The sequence below is a fragment of the Serratia sp. HNCC26DJ206 genome (assembly GCF_057180605.1).
Genome location: NZ_JBXUGP010000120.1, coordinates 1 through 812, shown reverse-complemented (window position 1 = coordinate 812; position 812 = coordinate 1). Strand labels below are relative to the sequence as shown.

At 54.4% G+C, this 812-nt stretch carries 1 protein-coding gene; it reads left to right on the top strand.

Annotated features, from left to right (window positions below):
* The coding region (locus tag AC2A1E_RS24210) for a fimbrial protein (protein WP_484385875.1) at window positions 1–812 on the top strand (812 nt) is incomplete at both ends.

Genomic DNA, 812 nt, shown 5'->3' with positions numbered 1-812 from the left:
AGTTGGCGATCCGCTGAGCGATGTGGTCCTGACATCGCCGATGCAGGTGATTTATACCTGCCCCAGCACGCCCATTTATTACAATGTCTGGCAGAACTTTGGTTTCAAGACCACCAGTACTCTCTGGTCGGGCAGCAGTAATATTTATACGAGCAGCTATTCCGGCCTCGGTTTTATGCTGGGTGGGTCGCTGGATACTGGGTCAACCTATTGGTTACCATCGAGTTCCTCCACACCTCTGGACGGCAACCCTAATCAGTTAGCTATGCGAGCGGTAATAAATGGGAATTTAAGCTCCGGCAGTGGCTCGGCCAGGATAAAACTGTATAAAACCGGCCCCCTGAGCTCAGGGGTGTTCTCCGGCAGGGTCGGATCATTCATTCTCGGCAGCAGCGCTGCCGACGGCGGTGGATGGGCCACCGAAGTGCCGATCAATGTCAGCGCCATGACGATTACCGTATTGGCCTGTACTTTGAGCACGCCCAGTATCTCAGTACCGCTGGGAAACGTGCAGGCCGGGTTATTTACCGGCGTGGGCAGCACGCTAGGGACCAAGAGCTTCAACCTGGGTCTGAATTGCAATGCCGGCACCAATGTTAACGTCTCGATGTCAGGCACCCAGAATACCGATACGGCGAATACCAGCGTATTGGCCCTCAGTGGCGCAGGCAATGCCGATGTCGCCAAGGGCGTGGGAGCCCAGATTCTGTATAACGGTACGCCAATGACCATTGGTCAAAATCTGCTGTTGAAAACCTCAACCGGTGGAGTTGAAACCTTCGACTTTCAGGCTCGCTATTTCCAGACCCTGG